Genomic DNA, 21480 nt, shown 5'->3' with positions numbered 1-21480 from the left:
GGGGAAAGAGAGTAGAATCGGCCTTGAGCAAATGGTCAGTGGCGCTCTTTTGCCTTAAAGTGAGCAGCCGCAAGTCGAGGATGGGATGGATGTCAGAAGCAAAGAAGCGCCGTAGCACGGGTCGGGTGACCCTCAACGATGTGGCCCAGCTGGCTGGTGTGGGGGCCATGACGGTTTCCCGTGCCCTGCGCACGCCGGAGATGGTCTCCGACAGGATGCGCGAGCGCATCGAAGCTGCGGTGGAAGAGCTCGGCTATATCCCCAATCGGGCCGCCGGGGCGTTGGCCTCTGCGACTTCCCAGACCATCGTAGTGATCGTCCCGAGTCTGGCGGAAGCGGGCTGTGGCGAGGTGATCGCTGGCCTGCAACAGACCCTGCTCGAGGAGGGTTACCAGATCATGCTGGGGGATGCCCAGCATCTGAAGCAGCAGGAAGAGCGCCTGCTGACCAGTTTTTTGCAGCACAATCCGGCGGCGGTGGTGCTGTTTGGTGGCGATCCCGGCGAGACGATCCGTACTCGCCTGAAAGCTGCCCGTTTGCCAGTGGTTGAGGTGGGTGCCATGGCCCGCAGCCCCATCGACATGAACGTGGGGGTCTCCAACTTCGATGCCGGTTATCAGCTCACCCGCCACCTTATCGAGCGGGGCTACCGCAATATCGGTTTTCTCTGTGCCCGTCAGGAGCAGTGGATGCTGCAACAGCGGATGCAGGGCTGGCAGAAGGCGCTGCTCGACAACTACCTCTCCCCCGATGCCATCATCAACACCTCTGAGCGGCCCAGCTTCAGCACCGGCGCCACCATGCTGGGGGAATTTCTGCTGCGCTGGCCCGAGCTGGACGCGCTGATCTGCGTCAACGACGAACTGGCGGCCGGGGTACTGTTCGAGTGCCAGCGTCGCCATTTGAATGTGCCGGGCAAACTCGCCATCGCCGGATTTGACGATCTGGATGTGGCGCGCGCCTGTTATCCGACCCTTACTTCGGTCAAGATCCCCTATCGCAAAATGGGACAGGAGGCTGCCGAGCTGATCCTGCGCCAACTGGCCGGGGAGCCCGTGATGGGCACCGCGCTGGCTCTCGATTTTCAACTGCAAAAGCGTCAAAGCAGCTGATCCCCGTTTCACACGTCATCAAAGAGGCAACCATGTTCAAGGCTCTGTTACTGGAAAACCAAGACGGCAAGACTGTTCCGACTCTGACCCGGCTGGCCGAGAGCCAGTTGCCGGAAGGTGAGGTGCGGGTAGCGGTCGCTTACAGCTCCATCAACTACAAGGACGGACTGGCCATCACCGGCAAGGGCAAGATAGTGCGCCAGTGGCCGCTGGTGCCCGGCATCGACTTCGCCGGTACCGTGCTCGAATCTGCCGACAGCCGCTATCAGCCCGGCGACAAGGTGGTGCTGACCGGTTGGGGCGTGGGCGAAGGGCATTGGGGCGGCATGGCCGAACAGGCGCGGGTCAAGGGGGACTGGCTGGTGCCGTTGCCCGCCGTGCTGGATGAGCGCCAGGCCATGTGCATCGGTACCGCCGGTCTCACCGCCATGCTCTGCGTGCTGGCGCTGGAAGAGGCGGGCATTACTCCAGATAGCGGCGAGGTGCTGGTCACCGGTGCGGCAGGCGGTGTGGGGGCCACCTCGGTTGCCCTGCTGGCAGCCCTTGGCTATCAGGTGGCGGCGCTGACCGGTCGTCCCGAAGAGCAGGGCGCCATGCTGACCGCACTGGGTGCCAGCCGCATCGTGCCACGCAGTGAACTGCTGGTGCCCGCCAAACCGCTGGAGAAGCAGCTGTGGGCCGCTGCCATCGATACCGTCGGCAGTCAGGTGCTGGCCAAGCTGCTGGCCCAGATGAACTATGGCGGTGCCGTGGCGGCCTGCGGGTTGGCGGGCGGTTTTGATCTGCCGACCAGTGTGATGCCCTTTATCCTGCGCAACGTGCGGTTGCAGGGGGTCGATTCGGTGATGTGCCCGTTTGAACGTCGTCAACTGGCGTGGCAGCGACTGGCACGGGATCTTCCCGCCAGCTTCTTTGAACAGGCGATCACCGAGATTGGGCTGGAGCAGGTAGTGGAGGCCGCCGAGGCCATCACGCAAGGCCAGATCGCCGGCCGGACCCTGGTCAAACTTTGAACTCTCTCTGACTGGCGAGCCCGACAATTCCGGATAAAATTGGAGTGCGGGTGAACTATCCAAGGAGAGTGAAGATGGGTGGACACAAGCCGGATTACGACTCCTCTGATGATGATTGGGAGCCGGATTCCTGGGAAGAAGAGCTGGATCAGTGGGAAGATGAAAGCTGGCAGGATGATGACACTTTCGATGACCAGTGAACCACGGCATTGAACGAACAGGCGGGCTTTGGGCCCGCCTGATTTTTTTGCCGCGCTCACATGGCTGAGCGTTCGTCCTTGGTCAGGGGCGGGGCGCTGGGTAGAATGAACTGCCCAAATGACGCTCAAGGATGACTATGCGACTCTCCATCATATTGTTGGCTGCCCTGCTGGGTGGCTGTGTCTCCAACGATGATCCCTGCGAGAAGGTATGGAGTGAGGTGGGGGAGGCGGATGGCAAGCTGGGCTTCACCACCGAGCGGATCGAGATCCATCAGGGCCAGTGCGGCAAAAAGGTGGACACCGAACTGTGGGAGCAGGGACGCCAGAAGGGGTTGGCATGGTATTGCCGCCCCGAGCATCTCTATCTGGCCGGCCGCTCAGGCGAGGAGTATCGCGGTGTCTGCCCGAATGATACCCAAGCACGCAGATTGTTCGAGCAGGGGCGTCAGGGGTGGACCGATCAATAACGCCCTGACAGGGAGGGGCGTTACTCCTCTTTCAAACGCAGCGGCTGGCAGAGGTAACCCTTGTCATTGGCACTGCGGGCGCACTTGCTGCAGACAAACTTGGGTTTGCGGAGTATCTTGCGCAACGCCTTGAGATCGGTGGGGATCTCGTGACGGCGCCATTCACACAGGGTTTTGCTGCCCATAACGACTACCTCTACGACTTGACGGCCGTATTGTAATCGATTTTCATTTCGAATAAACCGGCAAAGCTCGCTTATTGGCCGATATGCCAATAAGCGATTGTTTCGGGAGGGATTACTGGTAGAGGAACTTGGTGAAGATAAGCTCGCGTACCGCTTTCTTGCCGGTCTCTTTCACCAGCAGTTCGTTAACGGTTGTCTCGCACTCCTTGCGCAGCTCTTCTCGGTTGGTCAGGGACTTCACTTGATCGGCATTTTTGCTGCCAATCAGACGGATGATGGCATCGCGGATCAGCGGGTCATGCTGCTCCAGCAGCTTGAGATCGGCTTCGTTTTCCGCCATCAGCTCTACCGTGACCCGGATATAACCGAGGGTTTTGCTATCACTCAGGTAGTTGGTGATGATGTCGGGATCGAGCGCGTGGTAGGAGAAACCAGGCTTGGCAGCCCCCTCTGCGCCCTCGGCGGGCGGCTCATCTTCAGCCAGAGCTTGCTGCTGCAGGGCGCCACAGCTCAGTAACAACACCAGAAGAATTTTGAAGATCTTCATATAGATGGCTCATCAGCAAGAGATAACCCATTTTTGATGTTGCCATCGGGGCCGTCAAGCACGGATGTTCTTACATTTCGCTATTGATTTACGGATAATAAACCGGATTTTAACCTGAACACGGAAATCTCTGGATGGTGAAGCTGTGAAGTCCGAGTTGACTGTTCCCCTCACGCCGTTAAGTGGGTGGCTGGCCCCCGAATGTTGCGAATTGCCCGCCAGCCTGCGCCCTTGGCTGCTGGAGCCCGGCTCCATGACCCGGCGGCTGCGTCAGCACAATCGCCACTTTTCGGTGGAGTGGCTGGGCAATCACCCGATCGCCCTTACTGCCGATGAGCAGTGGCTGGTGGATTCGGCCTCGCCGGCCGGTACCTGCCGCGAGGTGATCCTGCATGGGGATCGTGGGCCCGCCGTGCTGGGCTGGACCCTTTTTGCCGATGACGCATTGCAAGGGAGCGGCATTGCCGAGCTTGGCGAGCAGCCGCTGGGTGAGCGGGTATTTGGCCATGAGCCTGCCCGTCGCGATCACCTGCAACTGGCCCGTTTCGATATTGCCGCCAATCCCCGTTGCCCGGCCGCCACTGTCTGGGGGCGTCGTTCCCGTCTGTTTCTGGGGCAGTGGCCACTGCTGGTGCACGAGCTGTTTCTGCCCTCTCTCGTCTGTGACAAGGAGCTGGAGTGAATCTGTTAACCAAGGAGCGGGGACTTGCCTATATGCAGTTGGCCCGCGTCGACAAACCCATAGGCACTCTGCTGCTGCTGTGGCCAACCCTGTGGGCGCTCTGGCTGGCCGCTGGTGGCCTGCCCAATCTCTGGGTGCTGACCGTGTTTGTGGTCGGCGTCTTTCTGATGCGCTCGGCAGGGTGCGTGATCAACGACTATGCGGATCGCAACTTCGACGGCCATGTCAAACGCACCGCTGGTCGCCCCTTGCCCACGGGCAGAGTCAAACCGTGGGAGGTGTTGGCGCTCTTCTTCGTGCTGGCGCTCATTTCGTTTGGTCTGGTGCTGACCATGAATCCGCTTACCATCGGTCTGTCGTTTGTCGCCCTGCTGTTGGCGGTGAGTTACCCCTTCATGAAGCGCTTTATCTCGAATCCCCAGCTGGTGCTCGGGATGGCCTTCTCCTGGTCGATCCCGATGGCCTATGCGGCGCAGGCGGATGCCCTGCCGCTGGTGGCCTGGCTGCTCTTCTTCGCCAACCTGCTCTGGACCGTGGCTTACGACACCCAGTACGCCATGGTGGATCGGGATGACGACCTCAAGATCGGCCTCAAATCCAGCGCCATCCTGTTTGGTCGTTACGACAAGCGGATCATCGGCGCACTGCAACTCTCGACTCTGCTGCTGTTGCTGGTGGTCGGGCAGCTGATGACGCTGGGGGGCTGGTATTACTGGGGATTGCTGGGGGCGGCGGTGCTGTTTGTCTATCAGCAGCGGCTTATTCGCGAGCGGCAGCGGGAAGCCTGCTTCCAGGCGTTTCTCAACAACAACTATGTGGGGGCGCTGGTGTTTGCCGGTCTGGTGCTCGATTACCTGCTGGCGTGACATGTTCCCGCGCAGACTCCGATAAAAAAGAAGGCCGCATGATGCGGCCTTCTTTGTTTGCGTTGCAGATTAGAGCTGATTGCCTGCCTGAATGGTGCGGCGGATCTTGTTGCTCAGCAGCGGCACTATGTTGTCGGCCAGCGCCTGGAAGCGGCCAAGATCCGGCTTGCACTCGGGAGAGAGGTAGCCCTCTTTGCGCAAGGTGTGGATCAGGGTGCTGAACAGCTTCTGGTCGAAGAACTCGGGGGCGTTGATGCCGTGCAGGGTGCCGAGGCGCTCTGCCATCATCAGGCCGTCCGCCTCCAGCTGCTCCGCCTCGATATGAGGCTGGGCCAGCACCCGGGTCAGCACGATGGCGTAGCGTTGCAGGGTCTCCTGAATGCTCTCCGCCAGCAGTAGCAGGCGCATCTGGTTGGCCGGATTGACCCAGTAGCCGTCATCGCGGGTCTCGATCAGTTGCTGGGTTTGCAGAGCGTCGAGCAGGCTGTCGACCAGCGCCGGCAGCTCCTCCTCTTCATAACGCAGGAACAGCTCGGTCTTGAGCAGCGGATAGATGTCGATGCAACGGGCCATGATCTCGCTGCGGGAGATCCCTTCGCACCGTTCGATCAATGCCGCCACCAGAGAGGGCATGGCGAACAGGTGGAGGATGTTGTTGCGGTAGTAGGTCAGCAGGATCGCCTGATAGCGGTCCAGACTGATGATCTGCCCCAGCTTGTCCTCGCTCACCTCGAACTTGTTGAGCTCCATCGCCTGGTCCAGCAGGGTCTTGGCATCCTCATCCGGAATGGTGCTCTGCGGGCTGTAGGGCACCGCCTTGAGCAGATCCAGATAGGTGTTGAGCTGGGCCTGCAATTCGTCGCGGGTCAGGGCGTGGCGCTCGGCGGCCAGCAGCGCCAGCGCGCTCAGGGTCAGGCCGTTGACCGCGGCAGCGCCGTTGATGCGGGTCATCAGCAGTTCGGCCAGATTGTTGACGGTGCCCGCCATCCACTCCGGACGTTCCTCTTCCCCGATGTGCTTTTTCCAGTCGGGGATATGTTCGCTCAGGTAGCTGTTGAGGGTCAGCGGTTCGCCGAAGTTGACGAAACCACGGCCGTAGTTGCGCAGCTTGCGCAGGATGCCGAGCACCTGCAGGAAGCTCTCTTTCTCCTTGCGACTCCCCTTAAGCTCGTTGTGGTAGGTGTTCACCTCCATCACGTGCTCGTAGCCCAGATAGACCGGCACCAGAGTGACCGGCCTGTCCAGCCCGCGCATCATTGCCTGCAGGGTCATCGCCAGCATGCCGGTCTTGGGCGGTAGCAGACGGCCGGTACGGGAGCGACCGCCTTCGGTGAAGAACTCTACCGAGTACCCCTTGGCAAACAGCAGGTTGAGGTATTCCCGGAATACCGTGCTGTAGAGCGGGTTGCCCTTGAAGGTGCGGCGAATGAAGAAGGCGCCGCCGTGGCGGAAAATCGGGCCCGCCGGCCAGAAGTTGAGGTTGATGCCTGCCGCGATATGGGGCGGCACCATCCCCTGGTGGTAGATGACGTAGGAGAGCAGCAGGTAGTCCATGTGGCTGCGGTGGCAGGGAACGTAGACGATCTCGTGACCCTCCTGCGCCAGCTGGCGTACCTTCTCGGCGCCATTGACCGACAAACCGCGGTAGAGCTTGTTCCACAGCCAGCCGAGGAAGCTCTCGCCCAGGCGGATCAGCCGGTAGGAGAAGTTAGAGGCGATCTCGTCCATGTAGCCATGGGCGCGCTTTTGCGCCTTCTCGAGGCTGATCCCTTCGCGCTGGGCCTCCTCTTCAATCGCCTGCTGGATCACCGCGGAATCGAGCAACTGCTTGAACAGCAGGTTGCGGTTCGGCAGTTTCGGGCCGGTGGCGGCCAGCTGCTGGCGGCTGAAGTGGGTACGGGCCACTCGCGCCAGCTTGTGGGCGATCGCCTCGTCGGTGCCGTGTTTGTCGGCCATGTAGCGCAGGGAGAGGGGCGGCGAGAAGCGCACCAGATTCTCGCGACCCTTGAGGATCACGATAAGCGCCTTCTTCAGCCGGTTCGGCGCCAGGCTGCTGATGATGTTGAGGCCGGAGGCTTCTTCCCCTTCCCGACCCGGAGCGCGGCCCCAGAACAGGGTGACGGGCACAACCTGGATATCCAGCTCGGGATCCTGCTTGTGCAGATCCAGCAGCTGGTGGAACTCCTGCAGGAAGGGGAGCGGTTTGCTGCGTTTGCCAAACAGGGGAGGCGGACGATCCAGACAGACATAGCGCGGCAGCAGCTGGCCGTTCAGTTCCAGCGGCGTGAAGGGGCCGGGCAGACCGAGATCCTCGCAGCACTGCTGCAGGGTCATCAGGTCGGTGATCGAACTGGTTTTCAGGGCATAGACGATGGGTCTGGCCGGATCCAGATTGAGTTCTGTGATGGGATTTTCCGGCAGGCTCTTGTGATTGACCAAGCCGCTGACCGGCCATTGCAAGATGGCTCTGGAAATCTTCTGTCCTAGGGACATGTGCGTCTGCTCTCCAAAAAAATGCGGCGTGAGCATAGCAAATCGACAGCCCCTTGTCGCCGAGAGGTACGATGAGTCGGCTGCGCAGGATCAAAACAGCAGTAAATGAGGGGTTGGTCGCGACAAATGTCAGCTGCGCCTTGCCTTGGCCACTGCACTGTATATACTGCCAGTGTGCTGTATAAAAAGACAGGTGCCAATTCTATGAAACCCCTTACCCCCCGCCAGGCCGAAGTGCTGGAGCTGATCAAGGTGAACATGAGCGAGACCGGCATGCCGCCGACTCGTGCCGAGATTGCCCAGAAGCTTGGTTTCAAGTCGGCCAATGCGGCCGAAGAACATCTGAAGGCCCTGGCCAAAAAAGGGGTCATCGAGATTATGCCGGGCACGTCCCGCGGCATTCGCCTGTTACTCGAAGAGGAAGAGGTGCTGGAAGAGAGCGGCTTGCCGCTCATCGGCAAGGTCGCTGCCGGTGAACCTATCCTGGCTCAGGAGCATATCGAGAGCCACTATCAGGTGGATCCCGCCCTGTTCCACCCGCGCGCAGATTTTCTGCTGCGGGTGCAAGGGATGAGCATGAAGAACATCGGCATTCTGGATGGCGATCTGCTGGCGGTGCACAAGACCCAGGAGGTGCGCAACGGTCAGGTGGTGGTCGCCCGTCTCGATGAGGATGTCACCGTCAAGCGCTTCCAGCGCAAGGGCAGTCAGGTATGGCTGCTGCCGGAAAATGAAGAGCTCTCCCCCATCGAGGTGGACCTCTCCTGTCAGCAGCTCACCATCGAAGGGCTGGCGGTCGGGGTGATCCGCAACGCCGACTGGATGTAATCATCCCCGCCAACTGCGTTTGCCACACGGCCTCCTTCGGGAGGCCGTGCTGTTTCTGGCGCACTTTCCCTGTCATATCAAACAGATCATCGGCGGCGGTATTTTTGTCCTGCGCGACCGGCTACCAATCATCCATTTCAGATATATGCTCAGATCAGTGCCCTGTCGCTGAGACAGGCCTTGGCACCTCCCTCTGACCATCACAATGCGTCGGTACGGAAGGGCCGGTAACAACGAGAATAGGGCAGTACACCTTCACGGGATATGAAGGGGGAGTGGGGAGATCCCGAGCTTTGTCAGGCAAAGGGGACCACTCGTAATGGTTGCAGATAGTCGTGACGGGCCTGTTCCCAGTTCAGGCCGACGAAGCAACATGACCTGTCGGTCAAGGAGGACTGGTATGGCATCAAGATCGCCATGGGATTCAGAGGCTGGGGCTGCGCCAGCGGAATCGTCAATCACCCGTTTTGTCAAAGGTAGCCGGATGACCTGGTTTTACGGTCTCTGGCTGCACCATCGTGGTTCGCACTGGACGCTCTGGCTGGGATGCCCGAAAGAGAAGGTGGTGCGTCTGGTGCTGCTGTTCAAACGGGGTCACGGTGATCGCCAGGGGGAAGAGGGCTGGCTGGCCCCCGTGATTCCCATCGGCGTGCGGGCCATCGGCAAGATGTTGCAGCAGGGGCGTAACGTTCGCCCCTGAGCAGAAGAGACAAACAAATCCATCCATAACCGGCACCCGAGGGGGCCGGTTTTTTTATGGCCGCAACTGGCGATTAATTATGCCAAATAGTCGACTCCTGACAGGGCGTTGCACAAGGTTGAACCACCTTGGCGGCTCGCTGGGGTACAATGCCCCCTCTTGTCCGGTCACTGCTGGCCATCTGCCTCGAATTGAAAGGGTCTCTTGTTATGATGAAGCTCCGCTATCCCCTGCTCTTTCTGCTGCTGACAGCCTGCCTGATCCTGGTGTTCTACGCCACGCAGCCAGAGCAGCCGGAACAGGCCGACTACTATCCGGCGGGGCGGGACATCAATGATTTCGCCTTTACCGATGCGGACAACCAGCCGTTCACCCCTGCCAACCTGAAGGGGCACTGGACCTTCCTGTTTGTCGGTTACACCTTCTGCCCCGATATCTGCCCCACCACCCTGGCAGATATGCGCTCCGTCTATGACCAGCTGAAGAAGATGGCGCCCGACAGTCAGGTGGTGTTTATCTCGGCGGATCCCCAGCGTGACGATATTCCACGCCTCAAGACCTATACCGCCTTCTTCAATCCCGAGTTCAAGGCGGCCACTGCCCCCCACGACAAGCTGTTCCCATTCGTGCGCAATCTGGGGCTCATCTACTCCATCGCTAATCAGGGGGAGAAGGATTACCTGATCGATCACTCCGCCTCCATCGTGCTCATCAATCCCAAGGGCAAGCTGCAGGCGGTATTCCGTCCGCAAGTGGCGCCGGGTCAGGTGCCCCGGGTGCAGATGGCCACCATGCTCTCTGACTTCGCCCGCATTCTGAAGCTGGCAGGCCACTGAGCGTGACCCCAGCTGTTGCCCCCTGGTGGCGAGACCCCTCTCGCCACCGCGCTGTCTTTGCGCTCGCCCTGCCCATGGTTTTTTCCAATATCACCACCCCCTTGCTGGGGCTGGTGGACACCTGGGTGATCGGTCATCTCGGTCAGGCCTGGTTTCTGGGGGGCGTGTCGGTCGGTGCGACCCTGATCAACCTCATCTTCTGGCTGCTCGGCTTCTTGCGGATGTCGACCACCGGCCTGACGGCGCAGGCGCACGGCGCCGCCGACGGTCGTGCCCAGCTCGATACCCTGCTGCGGGCGCTGGGGCTGGCCATTGCTCTCGGCCTGACGCTGCTGCTGTTGCTCTTCCCGCTGTTGCCACGGCTGATCGCCCTGAGTGGCGGCTCGCCCGAGGTGCAGCTTTATGCGGGCCAATATGTGGCGGTGCGGATCTGGAGCGCCCCGGCGGCGCTCTGCAATTTGGTGATCATGGGCTGGCTGTTGGGGATGCAGGATGCCCGCAGCCCCATGGTGATGCTGATCCTCACCAATCTGGTCAATATGGCGCTCGATGCCCTGTTTGTGCTGGGACTCGGCTGGCAGGTGCGGGGTGTGGCGGCAGCCTCGGTCATGGCGGACTACTGCGCGCTGGCAGTCGGTATCTGGCTGGTACGCCGTCAGCTGGGGCAACTGGCGCCGACGGTGTGGCTAGATGGCTGGCAGCGCTGGCGGCAGTTCGCGCCCATGGTGCGGCTGCTCGGTCTCAACCGCGATATCTTCCTGCGCTCCCTCTGTTTGCAGCTCTGCTTCGCCTTCATGACTCTGCAAGGGGCGCGGCTGGGGGATGTGGCGGTGGCCGCCAATGCGGTGCTGCTCAACTTCCTGATGCTCATCTCCTACGGGCTCGATGGTTTTGCCTATGCGGTGGAGGCCATGGTAGGACGAGCCATCGGTCAGCAGGATCGGCAGAAACTGCGGGAGGCCATCGTGCTCAATCTGGGCTGGGCCGCCCTCATCGCCAGTGGTTTTACCCTGGTGTTTGCCCTCTTTGGTGCCCACCTTATCGGCTATATCACCGACATTCCGGCCGTGGTGGCGGAGGCACATCGTCAGCTTCCCTGGCTGATCGCCATGCCGTTGCTGGCGGTCTGGTGCTTCCTGCTGGATGGCGTATTTATCGGGGCAACCCGGGCGCGGGAGATGCGCAACAGCATGTTGCTGGCCGCGTTTGGCGGCTTTTTCCCGATCTGGTGGCTCTGTCAGTTGTGGGGCGTGGCAGCGTTATGGGCGGCGATGGCGGTGCTGATGGTGGGGCGCGGTCTGTCGCTGGGGGTCACTTGCTGGCGGCTGGAGCGCAGCGGGCATCTGCTCGACGCCCGCCACTGATCATCGGTGGCGCTTACATGGCACCGTCGTAGCCGAGCTGGCGCCAGCTCTCGTAGACAAAGACAGACACCGCGTTGGAGAGGTTCATGCTGCGGCTCTGGGGCACCATAGGGATGCGCAGCCGCTGCTCGAACGGCAGACTCTCGATGATCTCGATGGGCAGGCCGCGACTCTCCGGGCCAAACAGCAGGGCGTCGCCAAGGGCATATTGTGCTGCCGAGTACGCGGTGCGGCCCTTGGTGGTGCAGGCAAACACCCGCTTGGGCGCTACGGCAGCCAGAAAAGCCTCATAGCTTGGCCAGCGCTTCACCTCGGCAAACTCGTGATAATCGAGTCCCGCCCGCTTTACCCGCTTGTCATCCCACTCAAATCCCAGCGGCTCGATCAGATGGAGCCGGTAACCGGTATTGGCGCAAAGCCGGATGATATTGCCGGTGTTGGGCGGAATTTCCGGCTGGTAGAGGACGATATCGAGCATGACGAGCTCCTGCAAAGAGGTGTAAAGCCAAGAAGGGGCGCCAGCATACCCAGCGCCCGTCCGGATGAAAAGGATCAGGCGATGGGCAAGCGGATGGTGATGGTCAGCCCGGTGGGGTGATTGTTGCTGGCCGCAATGGTGCCGCCGTGGCGCTGGATCGCCTCCGAGGCGATGGCCAGCCCCAGCCCGGTGCCGCCAGTCTTGGCGTTGCGGGCATCATCGACCCGGAAGAAGGGTTGGAACAGCAGCGCCTGCTGCTCGTCAGGCACGCCAGGGCCATCATCCCGAATAGTCATCACCCACTCCAGTCCCTCCCGATACCAGTCCACCTTGATGAACTCGCGGGCATACTTGAGGGCGTTGCGCAGGGGGTTCTCCACCGCCCGGGCCAGCAGCTCGGGCCACATCTGGATCGACTCGGCAGGCAGCGGCGGCAGTCTGAGCTGTTTGCCGCTCTGGTTTGCCTCGAACATGGCATCTTCGAGGATGGGCTCCAGCAGGTCGGCCAGCGGCTGCACGATGGGGGCTTCAACATGCTGTTGTACTCGCGACAGATCCAGCAGATCGCCGATCAGCTTGTCCAGCCGTCCGATCTCCGATTCGATCCGCGCCAGCTCGGCGCTGTCACCCTGCTTGCGGCGGATCAGCGCCTGCGCCAGTTGCATCCGGGTGAGGGGGCTGCGCAGCTCGTGGGAGATATCGGAAAGCAGCTGTTTCTGCTTCTGGATCATGCTCTTGAGCGTCTCCACCATGCGGCTGACGTTATCCGCCAGCTGGCCAATCTCGTCGCCCCGTCCCAGGTTGGGGATCTGCACCTCCAGATTGCCGGCCGCCAGTTGGGAAACCGATTTCTGCAACTGCAGGATGGGCCGGGTCAGCCGCCAGGCGAGCAGCAGGCAGAGCGGGGTGCTGACCAGCATCGAGATGCCCAGAATGCGGATCGGGTGATCCAGCACCTGAATAAACAGGAACAGGTAGGGATTCTCGGCATTGAGGCCGAAATAGACGTGATAGCGATGGCCGTGGTGCTCCATCAGGAAGGGGCCGGCGATCGCCTTGCGATCCTCGTTGCCCAGCATGGGATTGGCCGGGTCATCGGCATCCACCATAAAGCGCACCACGAACTTGCGCGGATGGGTGGTGGACTGGATCTGCCCCTTCTCGTCGCGCAGGTAGACGTTGTCCACCGGCAGCATGGCGATCTTGTCCATCGCCTTGGCCAGATCGAAATCCTGATCCGGCTCGGCAGCGTTGAGCAGGGCCTGCACGTTGTTCTGCATCCGCGCCACTTCATGGGTCGGCAGCGGGATCTGGTTGCGGGGATCCAGTGTCGGCAGGCTGATCACGGCGGCCAGCATCACCAGCAGCATGAACCAGAACCAGAGGAAGATGTGGGTCGAGATCCCGTTGAGGGAGTTGATGCGCTCTATTCTTGCTCTAGCCACAGGTACCCGCGCCCCCGTACGGTTTTGAAGCGGGGCTGGCCATCGGTGCGGTCCGGCAGCTTCTTGCGCAGGTTGCTCAGGTGCATGTCGATGGCCCGATCGAAGGGTTCCAGCTTCTTGCCCAGCACCTGCTCGGAGAGGTGGCTCTTGCTGACGATCTGGCCGGGATTGCGCAGCAGGCACTCCAGCAGCCCGAATTCGGTGGCGGTCAGCTCCAGCAGCTGTTCGCCGCAGCGGGCCTGCTGCAGGCCGGGTTGCAGCACGATATCCATGAAGTGCACTTCGTCCGAGGAGTTGCCGCGCTGGGGCGGGGCGCTCTGGGTACGGCGCAGGATGGCGCGTACCCGGGCCAGCAGCTCCCTGTCATCGAATGGCTTGGCCAGATAGTCGTCGGCACCCGCTTCCAGACCGTTGACCCGATCCTGGCTGTCACCGCGGGCGGTCAGCATCAGCACCGGGGTATCGTGGGTCTTGCGCAGCTTGGTCAGCATGGCAAAGCCGTTGAGCTTGGGCATCATCACATCCAGCAGCACCAGATCGAAGCTCTGCTCCGCCAGCCGTTGCAGCCCCTCTTCACCATCCTCGGCGACCGTGACCTGAAATCCCTCCAGGGTCAGAATTTCGGTGAGCAGTTGGGTCAATTCAAGATCGTCGTCGACCAGGAGTATTCTGTTCATCTGGTGTTATTCCGCAGATTTTCGCGCCAAACTGACGCCGGGGTCAGGGTATAATAAGTTTTTCATCGCCAGAGGAAAGCCGGTTTTGAGCCATCAACAATATTCCCGTTGGGTGACCTTTGCCAGCATAGCGGCGGTCACCACCGCTACCTTGCTGATCATCGGCAAACTGATCGCCTGGCTGATGACCGACTCGTCGACCCTGCTGGCGTCGCTCACCGACTCCTTCATGGATGTGAGTGCCTCCATCATCAACCTGCTGGCCATTCGCTATGCGCTTGCCCCGGCCGATGACGAACACCGCTTCGGTCACGGCAAGGCGGAGTCGCTGGCGGGCCTCATCCAGTCGGCCTTTATCTCCGGCTCCGCCCTGCTGCTGGTGATGCACGGAATTTCATCTCTGCTCAATCAGGCGCCTATTCTGCGGCTGGAGGCGGGTCTCTGGGTCAGCGGTGGCTCCATCGTGCTGACCCTGCTGCTGGTCAGCTTCCAGAGCGTTGTCATTCGCAAGACCAACAGTGTGGCCATCAAGGCCGACATGCTGCACTACCGTTCCGATCTGCTGCTCAATGCCGGTGTCTTGCTGGCGCTGGTGCTGGCGGGGCAGGGGTGGTACTGGGCCGACGGCCTGTTTGCCATCCTGATCGGGCTGTTCCTGTTGTGGGGGGCGGGACACATCGGCTACGAGTCGGTGCAGGCCCTGCTCGATCGTCAGTTGCCAGCGGAAGAACAAGCGAGAATAATGGCGCTCTGCTGTGCCGTAGAAGGTGTACACGGCGTACATGACCTGCGCACCCGTCAATCCGGGCCGACCCGATTCGTACAGTTGCATCTTGAACTGGATGATCAGATCCCCCTGGTCAAGGCCCATCAGATCGCCGATGAAGCCGAACTGGCGGTACGCCAGGCATTCGAGCGGATGGATGTCATCATCCACATGGACCCCATCTCGGTGCTGACAAAAGAACAACAGAGCCCTCACCCAGAACAACAGTAGGCTGCAACATGGATGAACTGGTTGCCAAAACCTGGCACAAAATTCAGCAAGAAGCGGAGTGCATGGCGGCCCAGGAGCCGATGCTGGCCAGCTTCTTCCACTCCACCATTCTCAATCACAAGAATCTGCGTTCGGCCCTCAGCTTCCAGCTGGCCAACAAACTCGACAGCGCCACCATGCCCGCCATCGCCCTGCGCGAGGTGATCGAGCTGGCCCTGCGCAGCGAGCCCGAGCTGCTGACGGTAGTGGCGGCCGACATCTGCGCTGTGCAGGAGCGGGATCCTGCGGTCGATCTCTTCTCCACCCCGCTGCTTTATCTCAAGGGGTTCCATGCCCTGCAGGGGTATCGGGTCGCCAACTGGCTGTGGCGTCAGGGGCGCCGCTCGCTGGCCCTTTATCTGCAAAACCAGATCTCGGTGGTGTTCGGGGTGGATGTGCATCCGGCCGCCCGCATCGGCAAGGGGATCATGTTTGACCATGCCACCGGCATAGTGGTGGGCGAGACAGCGGTGATTGAAGATGATGTCTCCATCCTGCAGAGCGTGACCCTCGGCGGTACCGGCAAGGAGAGCGGCGATCGCCATCCCAAGATCCGCGAAGGGGTGATGATAGGGGCGGGCGCCAAGGTGCTCGGCAATATCGAAGTGGGCGTGGGTGCCAAAATTGGCGCGGGCAGCGTGGTGATCAACCCGGTGCCGCCTCATACCACGGTCGCTGGCGTACCCGCCAAGATCGTCGGCCGTCCGGAGTGCGACAAGCCTTCATTGGATATGGATCAGTGTCTCTGATCTCCCGGCCGGAGTAGTCGATGGCCAAACGCTGGTCGGGTTATCTGATTTTGGGGATGTGGCTGCTCAACCTGCTCCATCTCTATCTGGGGCTCTCCCCCTGGCCTGCGGCCATTGCGGCCTGGGGGGCGTCACTGCTCACCTGGCCCTGGTTGGTGGGTGCCGCCAAGCGGCAGGCGCTGGCCTTGTATGGTGCCGCCCTGCTGCTGTTGATCTTCTCCTGGTGGCAGGGCGCGCCCCTCACCGCCGGTGACTGGCTGTTGCCCAACATCAATATGCTCACCATGTTTGCCGCGGTGAGCACCCTCAACCTCGCCACCTCGGGTCTCTTGACCGGCACCACCTCCTGGACCGGGCGAAAGGGGCTGTGGAGCACCATGGCCAGCCTCAATCTGCTGGGGGCGGTCATCAACCTCTCGGTGCTCTTTATCATCGGCGATCGACTGGAGCGCAATGGCACCCTGGAGCGGCGTCAGGTGATGGTGTTGAGCCGGGTCTTCTGTGCTGCCGCCTTCTGGTCACCCTTCTTTGTCGCCATGGCGGTGGCGCTCACCTATGCGCCGGGCTTGCAGCTTTCCCATATTCTGCCGTTCGGGATCCTCGCCGCCTTGCTGGCGATGGGGCTGACTGCCTGGCAGGTGGAGCGGATCGGGGTGGCCGACTTTGCCGGTTATCCGCTGCGGCTGCAGACTCTGGGGTTGCCGGTCACCTTGGCGCTGCTGGTACTGCTCATCAAGCAGATCTGGCCCCAGCTTGGCATTCTGGCGGTGATCGCGCTGGTGGCCCCGCTGTTGGCACTGCTCTTTATGCCGAGGGGCGGGCGCAAGGCGGCCCTCAAGCGGCAGGTGGTGGAGCGCTTCCCCGCCATCGGTGGTCAGCTGGTGCTGTTTCTGGGGGCCGGTTTGCTGGCGGCAGGGATCAACAGTGCGCTGTCGGTCATCGATCTTGGTGCCGGTCACGGCCTGCCGCTGTTCAACCACTTTGGCTGGTTTGAAGCGTCCCTCACTCTGCTGCTGATCCTGCTGGTGGCCATCGTCGGGGTACATCCGCTCATCAGTATCTCCGGGCTGGCGCCGCTGCTCTGGCCGCTGGCACCGGATCCCAGCCTGCTCGGCATGTGTTTCCTGCTGGGATGGGGGCTTGCTACTGGCACCAGTCCGCTCTCCGGATCCAATCTGGCGCTGGCCTCCCGCTACAACCTCAGTGCCGGGCTGATCCTGCGCTGGAACCTGCTCTACGGCCTGCTGATGTATGTGGTTGCCTGTCTATTGCTGGGGGCTTATATCGCCTTGCATGGATAACGGCGGGGCCGTCAGGAGGGTGCCAATGATGCGCGGGTGGCGGGGCTTTTTACGCACGGTTCAGTGTGTTGTCGCGGCTCGGGCGCAGGATGCGAGAAAAATAGACGCATATTTAGACAATACATCTATGGAAGGCGCATTTTACAGCGCACTGGCTTGTTTGTGCCGATGCGCTCGGGGTATGCTGGCTTCACGCGCTTGAATCGCCCTCTGTGGGGCATCGCAATTGAACAAACAGGTATGCATATGTCACTAGAAGTCCTTGAGCAACTCGAATCCAAAGTACAATCCGCTGTCGACAACATCTCCCTGCTGAAGATGGAGCTGGACGAGCTGAAAGAGCAGAACAGCAAGCTGCAAGACGAGAACCATCAGCTGCGCAACGAGCACACTGCATGGCAGGAGCGTCTGCGTGCTCTGCTGGGCAAAATGGATCAGATGGGCGAAACCATCTAATTCATCGCCTTCAGGCAGAATTGAAAACGGGCCGCTCCATGAGCGGCCCGTCTGTTTTTGGCAGGGTGAGGATTATAGCGCCAGCAGTTGCTTGACCGTCTTCTCGATGCCGTCCGCCGCTTCGACTATGTTGTTGGCCAGCATGTAGGCGGGGGTGGAGATCACCTTGCGCTCCTGATCCACTACGAATTCGTTGACCGGGCAGTTGAGATGGCTGCCACCCATCGCCTCGATGGCGTTGGCGGTACCCTCGTCATGGCCGATGGTCGCCAGCGTCCCGGCACCATAGATCAGCGGGATCATGGCGGGCGCGATGCAGATATAGGCGGCCGGTTTGTTGGCTTTGGCAAAACTCTGGCACGCTTTCAGCACATCGGGCTGGATCTGGCACTCGACCCCTTTGACAGCGAAGTCGCACAGGTTCTTGGCCGCGCCAAAGCCGCCGGGCACCAGCAGCGCGTCGTAATTGGCCGCATCCAGCTCGGCCACATCCTTTATCTGGCCACGACAGATGCGGGCCGCTTCGACCAGCACATTGCGGCTCTCTCCCTCGCTCACTTCACCGGTCAGGTGGTTGATGACATGGAGCTGCGCCACGTTCGGGGCGAAGCACTGGACGGCGGCTCCCTGACGGGCCAGCGCCAGCAGGCTGATGACGGCCTCGTGGATTTCGGCTCCGTCAAAGACACCGCAGCCACTCAAAATCACGGCCACTTTTTTCATGGCAAACTCCTCGTTGTTGAAAATGTGAGCCAGGATGGATTGTTGTACTTTTGTATGGTTATCGCTCGCCCTCCGCTGGTCAAGTCATCTTGCTGTGCTAGGATTGTTTCGTTTTGGATCCTGCCGTACCTACTCCCTTAAATCTTTTTCCACATTGATCGAGATCATTCTAACTGTCTCATGATCGGTTTTTGCGATCCCAATATGTTGTTTTTAATGGCTTTTTATATTCTTATGCACAGTTTTGTCACTGTGCGCTCTGATGTCCCCCATTTTTGAACACAGAGTTATCCACAGACTGAGTCCCTTTATCAGGCGCTGTGTGCTGTTGCTGCGCCCCTTGGTGTGAGGGGGGCCCTGTGGCATCCTAGCGGCTGTTTATCTCTGGCAGGACGATTTCATGGCCCCTAGCAACCCCCTTATTCTGGTCGACGGCTCCTCTTATCTTTACCGCGCCTTCTTCGCCTCCCAGCAGGCCGATCTGCGCACATCGACCGGTTTGCCGAGCGGCGCCGTCCGTGTCATGGCCAACATGATGCGCAGCCTGCGCAAGCAATATCCTGACTGTCATGTGGCCGTGGTGTTTGATGCCAAGGGCAAGACCTTCCGCGATGACATCTATCCCGAGTACAAGGCGACCCGCGCCAGCATGCCGGACGATCTGCGCAGCCAGGTTGCCCCGATCCACCAGATGATCAAGGCGATGGGTTTCCCCTTCCTGATGGTGGAGGGGGTGGAGGCGGACGACGTGATCGGCACCCTGGCCCGCCAGGCGACCGAGAAGCAGCTGCCGGTGCTGATCAGCACCGGTGACAAGGATATGGCACAGCTGGTCTCCGACCATGTCACCCTGATCGACACCATGAAAGATGTGAAGACCGATCGGGAAGGGGTGATCGAGAAGTTTGGCGTACCGCCCGAGCTCATCATCGACTATCTGGCCCTGATGGGTGACAAGGTCGACAACATTCCCGGTATGACCGGTGTCGGCGAGAAGACCGCACTGGCTCTGCTGCAGGGGATTGGCAGCATCGACGAGATTGCCGCCAACCTGGACAAGGTAGCTGCGCTCGGTTTCCGTGGCTCCAAGGCGTTCGCCGACAAGTTCCGCGAGCAGGAGGAGCAGGTTCGTCTCTCCTATCGACTGGCGACCATCAAGACCGATGTCGAGCTGGAGCAGGGTCTGGAAGAGCTGTTGCTCAAGCCGGTCGACAAGGAGTCCCTGCTGGCGGTCTATCGCGAATACGAGCTGCGCAACCTGATCAAGGAGCTGGAATCCGGTGGTGAAGAGGGCAGCGAGATTGCCGGACAAGACGAGGCTGGCGATGAGAGCGCCGCTCCGGTTGCCGCCATCGAAACCGACTACCGCTGCATTCTGGATGAAGCCGAGTTTGACGGCTGGCTGGAGCAGCTGAAAGCGGCACCGCTGTTTGCCTTCGATACCGAAACCACCAGTCTCGACTATATGGAGGCGCGGATCGTCGGCGTCTCCTTCGCGGTTGAGCCGGGCAAGGCTGCTTATGTGCCGTTTGGCCACGACTATCTGGGGGCACCGGTACAGCTGAGCGAGGCCGTGGTGTTGGGCAAGCTCAAGCCGCTGCTGGAAGACCCGACCCGTCTCAAGGTGGGGCAGAATCTCAAGTACGATCGCAACGTGCTGCTCAACCATGACATCGACCTGCAGGGCATCGCCTACGACACCATGCTTGAGTCCTACGTGCTCAACTCCACCGCCAGCCGCCACGACATGGATTCGCTGGCCAAGCGTTACCTCGGGGTTGAGACCACCTCCTTTGAAGATATCGCGGGCAAAGGGGTGAAACAGCTCACCTTCAACCAGATCGAGCTGGAGCAGGCGGCCCCCTATGCGGCGGAAGATGCTGACATCACCCTGCGTCTGCACCAGACCCTGTGGGGTCAGCTGGAGGCCGTACCGGGCCTTGCCAAGGTATTCAGCGAGATCGAACTGCCGCTGCTGCCAGTGCTGGCGCGGATGGAGTTGCTCGGCACCACCATCGATCCCAAGTTGCTGCACCAGCAGAGTCAGGAGATCGAGCTGCGGTTGGCGGAGCTGGAGAAACAGGCCCACGAGCTGGCCGGGCAGGAGTTCAACCTCTCCTCGCCCAAGCAGCTGGGGGAGATCCTCTTCACCAAGCTAGGCCTGCCGATCATCAAAAAGACTCCAAAGGGGGCGCCGTCCACCGCAGAAGAGGTACTGGCCGAGCTGGCGGAGACCTATGAGCTGCCGCAACTGCTGATGGAACATCGCGGTCTGGCCAAGCTCAAGTCCACTTACACCGACAAGTTGCCGCTGATGATCAAGCCCCGGACCGGGCGGGTGCACACCTCCTATCATCAGGCGGTAGCGGCTACGGGCCGTTTGTCATCATCTGATCCCAACCTGCAGAACATCCCGGTGCGCAACGAGCAAGGGCGCCGGATCCGGCAGGCATTCATCCCGAGCGCCGGTTACAAGCTGGTGGCGGCGGACTACTCCCAGATCGAGCTGCGCATCATGGCGCACCTTTCCGGTGACAAGGGGCTGCTGACCGCCTTTGCCGAGGGCAAGGACATCCACAAGGCGACTGCCGCCGAGGTGTTCGGCGTGGCGCTTGATGCGGTCACCACCGACATGCGCCGCAGCGCCAAGGCGATCAACTTCGGCCTTATCTACGGCATGAGCGCCTTCGGTCTGGCCAAGCAGTTGGGGATCGGTCGTGCCGAAGCGCAGAAGTACATGGATCTCTACTTCGAACGCTACCCGGGCGTGCTGGAGTATATGGAGCGCACCCGTCAGCAGGCGGAAGCCCAGGGGTATGTCGAGACCCTGTTTGGTCGTCGCCTCTATCTGCCGGATATCAAGTCCCGCAACGCCGGTCTGCGCAAGGCAGCCGAGCGGGCCGCCATCAACGCCCCCATGCAGGGGACGGCCGCCGATATCATCAAGCGCGCCATGATCAACGTGGACAGCTGGATTCGCGGTATCGAGGATGAGTCGATCCGCATGCTGATGCAGGTACACGATGAACTGGTGTTCGAGATCCGCGAAGAGAAGCTGGAGGAGTACATCGCCATCATCAAGGAGAAGATGTCGGCTGCTGCCGAACTGCATGTGCCGCTGCTGGTTGAAGCGGGTACCGGCGACAACTGGGATCAGGCCCACTGATTTCCGGTCAGCCGTTCTGCACGGCTATATATCTATATAAGAAGCGAAGCCCGGCATCATGCCGGGCTTCCTGTTTCTGCCAGCCCTATCAGGTCTCTTGCAGATACTCATCCTTGAGCAGCACATAATTGTCGGCCGAGGTCTTGAGGAAGG

The 21480-nt window shown here is 60.8% G+C and carries 23 protein-coding genes (1 of these 23 running past the window's edge); 15 read left to right on the top strand and 8 right to left on the bottom strand.

What is annotated here, in order from left to right; translation table 11 throughout:
- Nucleotides 1-89: 89 nt before the first annotated feature.
- The 4 genes from AB5Y71_RS05620 (at nucleotide 90) to AB5Y71_RS05605 (ending at nucleotide 2795) form a co-directional block, all read left to right on the top strand.
- Nucleotides 90-1112 (top strand): LacI family DNA-binding transcriptional regulator, encoded by a 1023-nt coding sequence (locus tag AB5Y71_RS05620; RefSeq protein ID WP_323876438.1) that lies wholly within the window; start codon nucleotides 90-92, stop codon nucleotides 1110-1112.
- 32 nt (nucleotides 1113-1144) lie between these two features.
- Nucleotides 1145-2125, top strand: coding sequence for an MDR family oxidoreductase (locus AB5Y71_RS05615; RefSeq protein WP_368171170.1), 981 nt, complete (start codon nucleotides 1145-1147; stop codon nucleotides 2123-2125).
- Nucleotides 2126-2199: 74 nt separating this feature from the next.
- The gene (locus AB5Y71_RS05610) at nucleotides 2200-2325 is read left to right on the top strand and encodes a hypothetical protein (RefSeq protein ID WP_005339521.1); all 126 of its coding nucleotides are present in this window, start codon (nucleotides 2200-2202) and stop codon (nucleotides 2323-2325) included.
- 137 nt (nucleotides 2326-2462) lie between these two features.
- On the top strand, nucleotides 2463-2795 hold the full coding sequence (locus AB5Y71_RS05605; RefSeq protein WP_368171169.1) for a DUF2799 domain-containing protein: 333 nt from the start codon (nucleotides 2463-2465) through the stop codon (nucleotides 2793-2795).
- Between the two features lie 20 nt (nucleotides 2796-2815).
- On the opposite strand, the gene AB5Y71_RS05600 is transcribed toward AB5Y71_RS05605, so the two are convergent.
- Together AB5Y71_RS05600 and AB5Y71_RS05595 are read right to left on the bottom strand one after the other, a co-directional pair.
- A complete protein-coding gene (locus AB5Y71_RS05600) occupies nucleotides 2816-2980 on the bottom strand; it encodes a hypothetical protein (RefSeq protein WP_368171168.1) in 165 nt (54 codons plus the stop codon).
- A gap of 112 nt (nucleotides 2981-3092) precedes the next feature.
- Entirely contained in the window at nucleotides 3093-3527 is a 435-nt protein-coding gene (locus AB5Y71_RS05595) for a flagellar basal body-associated protein FliL (RefSeq protein WP_005339527.1), read from the bottom strand.
- A 145-nt stretch (nucleotides 3528-3672) separates the two neighbouring features.
- Here AB5Y71_RS05595 and AB5Y71_RS05590 point away from each other — a divergent pair, with 145 nt between their 5' ends.
- Together AB5Y71_RS05590 and ubiA are read left to right on the top strand one after the other, a co-directional pair.
- Complete coding sequence (locus tag AB5Y71_RS05590; RefSeq protein ID WP_267514230.1) at nucleotides 3673-4209, top strand: chorismate lyase; 537 nt, start codon at nucleotides 3673-3675, stop codon at nucleotides 4207-4209.
- Nucleotides 4206-5075: a 4-hydroxybenzoate octaprenyltransferase gene (ubiA, locus tag AB5Y71_RS05585; RefSeq protein WP_201993717.1), complete on the top strand. Its 870-nt coding sequence runs from the start codon at nucleotides 4206-4208 to the stop codon at nucleotides 5073-5075. The genes AB5Y71_RS05590 and ubiA overlap by 4 nt, the downstream gene beginning before the upstream one ends.
- 69 nt (nucleotides 5076-5144) lie before the next feature.
- Here the strand turns inward: ubiA and plsB are convergent, their stop codons facing one another.
- A complete protein-coding gene (gene plsB / locus AB5Y71_RS05580; RefSeq protein ID WP_019446525.1) occupies nucleotides 5145-7568 on the bottom strand; it encodes a glycerol-3-phosphate 1-O-acyltransferase PlsB in 2424 nt (807 codons plus the stop codon).
- A gap of 204 nt (nucleotides 7569-7772) precedes the next feature.
- Between plsB and lexA the strand changes: the two genes are divergently transcribed.
- The 4 genes from lexA (at nucleotide 7773) to dinF (ending at nucleotide 11296) form a co-directional block, all read left to right on the top strand.
- On the top strand, nucleotides 7773-8396 hold the full coding sequence (lexA, locus tag AB5Y71_RS05575) for a transcriptional repressor LexA (RefSeq protein WP_005339540.1): 624 nt from the start codon (nucleotides 7773-7775) through the stop codon (nucleotides 8394-8396).
- 484 nt (nucleotides 8397-8880) lie between these two features.
- The gene (locus tag AB5Y71_RS05570; RefSeq protein ID WP_005356042.1) at nucleotides 8881-9096 is read left to right on the top strand and encodes a hypothetical protein; all 216 of its coding nucleotides are present in this window, start codon (nucleotides 8881-8883) and stop codon (nucleotides 9094-9096) included.
- Between the two features lie 209 nt (nucleotides 9097-9305).
- Nucleotides 9306-9932, top strand: a complete 627-nt coding sequence (locus AB5Y71_RS05565; RefSeq protein WP_005339543.1) for an SCO family protein — start codon at nucleotides 9306-9308, stop codon at nucleotides 9930-9932.
- Nucleotides 9933-9934: 2 nt separating this feature from the next.
- A complete protein-coding gene (dinF, locus tag AB5Y71_RS05560) occupies nucleotides 9935-11296 on the top strand; it encodes an MATE family efflux transporter DinF (RefSeq protein ID WP_368171167.1) in 1362 nt (453 codons plus the stop codon).
- Nucleotides 11297-11309: 13 nt separating this feature from the next.
- Here the strand turns inward: dinF and trmL are convergent, their stop codons facing one another.
- The 3 genes from trmL to AB5Y71_RS05545 form a co-directional block, all read right to left on the bottom strand.
- A complete protein-coding gene (trmL, locus tag AB5Y71_RS05555) occupies nucleotides 11310-11774 on the bottom strand; it encodes a tRNA (uridine(34)/cytosine(34)/5-carboxymethylaminomethyluridine(34)-2'-O)-methyltransferase TrmL (protein WP_058057055.1) in 465 nt (154 codons plus the stop codon).
- A 74-nt stretch (nucleotides 11775-11848) separates the two neighbouring features.
- Nucleotides 11849-13219, bottom strand: a complete 1371-nt coding sequence (locus AB5Y71_RS05550; protein WP_005357421.1) for an ATP-binding protein — start codon at nucleotides 13217-13219, stop codon at nucleotides 11849-11851.
- Nucleotides 13201-13896, bottom strand: coding sequence for a response regulator (locus AB5Y71_RS05545; protein WP_005339549.1), 696 nt, complete (start codon nucleotides 13894-13896; stop codon nucleotides 13201-13203). The genes AB5Y71_RS05550 and AB5Y71_RS05545 overlap by 19 nt, the downstream gene beginning before the upstream one ends.
- 85 nt (nucleotides 13897-13981) lie before the next feature.
- Between AB5Y71_RS05545 and AB5Y71_RS05540 the strand changes: the two genes are divergently transcribed.
- The 4 genes from AB5Y71_RS05540 (at nucleotide 13982) to AB5Y71_RS05525 (ending at nucleotide 17438) form a co-directional block, all read left to right on the top strand.
- Nucleotides 13982-14893, top strand: a complete 912-nt coding sequence (locus AB5Y71_RS05540) for a cation diffusion facilitator family transporter (RefSeq protein ID WP_042081837.1) — start codon at nucleotides 13982-13984, stop codon at nucleotides 14891-14893.
- An 8-nt stretch (nucleotides 14894-14901) separates the two neighbouring features.
- Entirely contained in the window at nucleotides 14902-15681 is a 780-nt protein-coding gene (cysE, locus tag AB5Y71_RS05535; RefSeq protein WP_005339552.1) for a serine O-acetyltransferase, read from the top strand.
- Between the two features lie 20 nt (nucleotides 15682-15701).
- Nucleotides 15702-16982, top strand: a complete 1281-nt coding sequence (locus AB5Y71_RS05530; protein ID WP_368171166.1) for a hypothetical protein — start codon at nucleotides 15702-15704, stop codon at nucleotides 16980-16982.
- A gap of 246 nt (nucleotides 16983-17228) precedes the next feature.
- Complete coding sequence (locus AB5Y71_RS05525) at nucleotides 17229-17438, top strand: cell division protein ZapB (RefSeq protein ID WP_005339554.1); 210 nt, start codon at nucleotides 17229-17231, stop codon at nucleotides 17436-17438.
- 72 nt (nucleotides 17439-17510) lie between these two features.
- On the opposite strand, the gene elbB is transcribed toward AB5Y71_RS05525, so the two are convergent.
- Entirely contained in the window at nucleotides 17511-18161 is a 651-nt protein-coding gene (gene elbB / locus AB5Y71_RS05520; protein WP_368171165.1) for an isoprenoid biosynthesis glyoxalase ElbB, read from the bottom strand.
- Between the two features lie 400 nt (nucleotides 18162-18561).
- Between elbB and polA the strand changes: the two genes are divergently transcribed.
- Nucleotides 18562-21327 (top strand): DNA polymerase I, encoded by a 2766-nt coding sequence (polA, locus tag AB5Y71_RS05515; RefSeq protein ID WP_368171164.1) that lies wholly within the window; start codon nucleotides 18562-18564, stop codon nucleotides 21325-21327.
- Between the two features lie 88 nt (nucleotides 21328-21415).
- On the opposite strand, the gene AB5Y71_RS05510 is transcribed toward polA, so the two are convergent.
- Nucleotides 21416-21480 carry the 3' portion of a gamma carbonic anhydrase family protein gene (locus tag AB5Y71_RS05510; RefSeq protein WP_368171163.1) on the bottom strand. Its footprint extends 475 nt past the window's final position, so only the last 65 of its 540 coding nucleotides appear in the window; its start codon lies off the right edge, out of view — the gene reads right to left on this strand; the stop codon is at nucleotides 21416-21418.

The sequence above is a fragment of the Aeromonas sp. R9-2 genome (assembly GCF_040908025.1).
GTDB classification, from domain to species: Bacteria; Pseudomonadota; Gammaproteobacteria; order Enterobacterales; family Aeromonadaceae; genus Aeromonas; species Aeromonas veronii.
This window is presented reverse-complemented; position numbering and strand designations above follow the sequence as displayed.

Coding starts and splice junctions, on each gene's coding strand:
- AB5Y71_RS05620 (WP_323876438.1), top strand. CDS start 90: ATGTCAGAAGCAAAGAAGCGCCGTAGCACGGGTCGGGTGACCCTCAAC.
- AB5Y71_RS05615 (WP_368171170.1), top strand. CDS start 1,145: ATGTTCAAGGCTCTGTTACTGGAAAACCAAGACGGCAAGACTGTTCCG.
- AB5Y71_RS05610 (WP_005339521.1), top strand. CDS start 2,200: ATGGGTGGACACAAGCCGGATTACGACTCCTCTGATGATGATTGGGAG.
- AB5Y71_RS05605 (WP_368171169.1), top strand. CDS start 2,463: ATGCGACTCTCCATCATATTGTTGGCTGCCCTGCTGGGTGGCTGTGTC.
- AB5Y71_RS05600 (WP_368171168.1), bottom strand. CDS start 2,980: ATGGGCAGCAAAACCCTGTGTGAATGGCGCCGTCACGAGATCCCCACC.
- AB5Y71_RS05595 (WP_005339527.1), bottom strand. CDS start 3,527: ATGAAGATCTTCAAAATTCTTCTGGTGTTGTTACTGAGCTGTGGCGCC.
- plsB (WP_019446525.1), bottom strand. CDS start 7,568: ATGTCCCTAGGACAGAAGATTTCCAGAGCCATCTTGCAATGGCCGGTC.
- lexA (WP_005339540.1), top strand. CDS start 7,773: ATGAAACCCCTTACCCCCCGCCAGGCCGAAGTGCTGGAGCTGATCAAG.
- AB5Y71_RS05570 (WP_005356042.1), top strand. CDS start 8,881: ATGACCTGGTTTTACGGTCTCTGGCTGCACCATCGTGGTTCGCACTGG.
- AB5Y71_RS05565 (WP_005339543.1), top strand. CDS start 9,306: ATGATGAAGCTCCGCTATCCCCTGCTCTTTCTGCTGCTGACAGCCTGC.
- trmL (WP_058057055.1), bottom strand. CDS start 11,774: ATGCTCGATATCGTCCTCTACCAGCCGGAAATTCCGCCCAACACCGGC.
- AB5Y71_RS05545 (WP_005339549.1), bottom strand. CDS start 13,896: ATGAACAGAATACTCCTGGTCGACGACGATCTTGAATTGACCCAACTG.
- cysE (WP_005339552.1), top strand. CDS start 14,902: ATGGATGAACTGGTTGCCAAAACCTGGCACAAAATTCAGCAAGAAGCG.
- AB5Y71_RS05530 (WP_368171166.1), top strand. CDS start 15,702: ATGGCCAAACGCTGGTCGGGTTATCTGATTTTGGGGATGTGGCTGCTC.
- AB5Y71_RS05525 (WP_005339554.1), top strand. CDS start 17,229: ATGTCACTAGAAGTCCTTGAGCAACTCGAATCCAAAGTACAATCCGCT.
- elbB (WP_368171165.1), bottom strand. CDS start 18,161: ATGAAAAAAGTGGCCGTGATTTTGAGTGGCTGCGGTGTCTTTGACGGA.
- polA (WP_368171164.1), top strand. CDS start 18,562: ATGGCCCCTAGCAACCCCCTTATTCTGGTCGACGGCTCCTCTTATCTT.